Below are 3,014 nucleotides of genomic sequence, written 5' to 3'. Positions count from 1 at the left end.
CGTTTCGAGGACCTTGCCAAGCCGTTCGTCGCGGTCACTTCCGAAATCCGCACGGGCCACGAAATCTGGCTGTCGAGCGGCTCATTGATCACCGCCATGCGCGCCTCTTATGCGCTTCCCGGCGTGTTCGAGCCGGTGAATTGCAACGGCCGCGTGCTGGTCGACGGCGCTCTGGTCAACCCCGTACCGGTTTCGGTCTGCCGCGCCTACGAGCAGCCGCTCGTCGTGGCGGTCAACCTTCACTATGACCTGTTCGGCCGTGCCGCCGTCATCAAGCACAGCGCTGGCGAACTGGTCGTCGAAAAGGACGCGCCGAGGGCCGGACATGGCGATCCCGAACACCAGTCGCATCAGACCCGGCTCGGCATCACCGGCGTCATGGTCGAGGCCTTCAACATCATCCAGGACCGCATTTCGCGCGCAAGACTTGCCGGCGATCCGCCAGACATGTCGCTACAGCCGAAGCTCAGCCATATCGGCCTGACCGAGTTCCACCGCGCCGACGAGGCGATCAATCTCGGCTATCAGGCGACGATGGCGCAGATCGGCGAACTGACCCGGCTGCAGACAGTTCTCGCCTGATCAACACCTACGCACGAGCCGCATCGGTGATACGAAACTGAACGGTGCGGTTGCCGTTCCAGTAATTTCCCGACAGCGAACCGGCGACGTGGATTGTCTTGCCCCGGTTCTTGAACAGGAATTCGCCAAGCGCGGTATCGACGGCGCGAAAGGCGATCGCCTGGATCCGGCCGCCGCTTTCCGATTGCAGCTCGACGCGGATGTGATTGGTGCCGACCGGCCGCGCATCGGCCAACCGGTGGCGCGGCAACGCGAAAACAGGGGCCACGTGCCCGGCACCGAAAGGTCCGGCTTGTTCCAGCGCGTCGAGTAGGCTGAGTGTCGCGCCTTCAGCGGCAAGCGCACCGTCTATGGCCAGGCTTTCCTCGCCCTGCAGGCGAAACACGTCGGCTGCCGCCCGCTCTTCGAAAAACGCCCTGAGCTCACCAAGCCTCGCCCGCTCGACGGTGATGCCCGCCGCCATGCCATGCCCGCCACCCTTGACGATCAGACCGGCAATCGCCGCCTCGCGCACCAGCCGGCCGAGGTCGAAACCCGAGACCGAGCGGCCCGAGCCGGTGCCGATGCCGTTGGCGTTGAAGGCGATGGCGAAGGCGGGCCGGCGGGCATGATCCTTCAGCCGTGAGGCGAGCAAACCGACGATGCCCGGATGCCAGCTGTTGCTGGCGGTGACGACGATAGCCGGGCCATTGCCGCCGGCGAGCTCCGCATCGGCCTCGGCGCGCGCCGCCGCGAGCATCTCCTGCTCCATCAGCTGCCGTTCCTGGTTGAGCCGGTCGAGCGTCTCGGCAATGGTGCGCGCCTCGACCGGGTCGTCGGTCGCAAGCAACCGGCTGCCAAGTGCGGCATCGCCGATGCGTCCGCCGGCATTGATGCGCGGGCCGATCAGATAGGCCAGATGGAAGGTGCTGATCGGCTCGCCGATGCGCGACACCCGTGCCAGTGCCGCGAGCCCTTCGTTCTTCTGCTGGCGCGCCATCTGCAGCCCCTTGACCACGAAGGCACGGTTGACGCCGGTCAGCGGCACCACGTCACAAACGGTGGCCAATGCCACGATATCGAGCAGCGAAAGCAGGTCCGGCGGCGTAGCATCGGCCATGCGGCTACGCAGGATCCTGGCCGTCTGCACAAGGGCGAGGAAGACCACGCCGGCGGCACAGAGATGGCCCTGCCCGGAAAGGTCGTCGTCGCGATTGGGATTGACGACAGCGATTGCCGCCGGCAAGGCACCGCCGACCTGGTGGTGGTCGAGCACCACGACATCGGCCCCGGCCTCATTGGCGGCATCGATGGAAGCGGCGCTGTTGGTGCCGCAATCGACGGTGACGATCAGTGTCGCGCCACGCGAAACAAGTTCGCGCATGGCGTCGGGGTTGGGGCCATAGCCCTCGAAAATACGATCCGGGATGTAGATTTCCGACGGCACCGAGAAATGCGTGAGGAACCGCTTCAGCAAGGCCGACGAGGCGGCGCCGTCGACATCATAGTCGCCGAAGATCGCCACCTTTTCCCTGGCCATCACCGCGGCGGCGATCCGGGCCGCCGCCCTGTGCATGTCGGTCAGCGATGCCGGATCCGGCAGAAGATCGCGGATCGTCGGATCGAGAAACCGCTCGGTCTGCTCGGCGGTGACGCCGCGGCCGGCAAGCACCCGTGCTACGATATCGGGTACCCCGTAGCCTTGCGCGATGGCGAGCGCGATCATGTCCTGCCGCTCGGTCAGCCGGTGCTCCCAGGAAACCCCTGATACCGACTGCCTGACATCGAGGAAGAGGCGCTTTTCGCCGGTCATACGCTTTGCCAACTCATCGTTGGCCGCACGATAGTGCATGTCGCCCAAAAGTGCGCAGCGGTTTTGGGGCGACGACCTGCATTGGCAACGATTTAAATCGTGTCACGTTCATGCGACGCTCTATAGGCCAAAGGCAGGCAAAGCCAAGCGATTCACGGTGTGCGCCGTCCGGGAAGTGTCAAGAAAACTGCGCTTTCCGCTTTTCAGCCTGGCGCCGAAGCCATTCGTCGGCCGCATCGCCCATCGTCGTTTCCACACCGTCCTTGAGCCAGGCCATGAAAGGCCGGTCGAAGCTGAATGCGTAGCTGCATTCCCGGATGAGAAAGCGACGCACATTCTGGGTGTTGCGATAAGACTGCGTGATGGCGGTGGCGCGCGAGATCGGATCCGCGTGCCAGTCGAACGGTTTCATCGTCAAATCCTTGCAGCCAATATCGGGTGCGCCCGAATGGCTAACAATTGCAAGGTGGCTTCGCAAGCAAGCGTCAGAACTTATCCAGGTCCTGATGGCGTGCCTTGATCTCGCGCACCGTCCGCGACGACGAGCGCAGCACGATCGTGTGGGTGGTGATGTAATTGTGGCCGAACTTGACGCCAGCCAGCATGTTGCCGTCGGTGACACCGGTGGCCGCAAACAGCA

4 protein-coding genes are annotated in these 3,014 nt (G+C 64.2%); 1 reads left to right on the top strand and 3 read right to left on the bottom strand.

The window, feature by feature from the left end:
* The coding region (locus EN969_RS24345) for a patatin-like phospholipase family protein (protein WP_164758453.1) at window positions 1–582 on the top strand (582 nt) is incomplete at its 5' end.
* Window positions 583–589: 7 nt separating this feature from the next.
* Here the strand turns inward: EN969_RS24345 and recJ are convergent.
* The 3 genes from recJ to EN969_RS24330 form a co-directional block, all read right to left on the bottom strand.
* Window positions 590–2,374, bottom strand: coding sequence for a single-stranded-DNA-specific exonuclease RecJ (gene recJ, locus EN969_RS24340; RefSeq protein WP_063167873.1), 1,785 nt, complete (start codon window positions 2,372–2,374; stop codon window positions 590–592).
* Between the two features lie 178 nt (window positions 2,375–2,552).
* A complete protein-coding gene (locus EN969_RS24335) occupies window positions 2,553–2,786 on the bottom strand; it encodes a DUF6434 domain-containing protein (RefSeq protein WP_063167872.1) in 234 nt (77 codons plus the stop codon).
* 73 nt (window positions 2,787–2,859) lie between these two features.
* A partial coding sequence (locus tag EN969_RS24330) for a fructose-bisphosphatase class II (protein WP_127419460.1) occupies window positions 2,860–3,014 on the bottom strand: 155 nt, incomplete at its 5' end.

It is taken from the genome of Mesorhizobium sp. M7A.F.Ca.CA.003.01.2.1 (genome assembly GCF_003998945.1).
Classification (GTDB): domain Bacteria; phylum Pseudomonadota; class Alphaproteobacteria; order Rhizobiales; family Rhizobiaceae; genus Mesorhizobium; species Mesorhizobium ciceri.
Note: the sequence above shows the minus strand (reverse complement) of the source record. Positions and strands in the feature narration are given on the sequence as shown.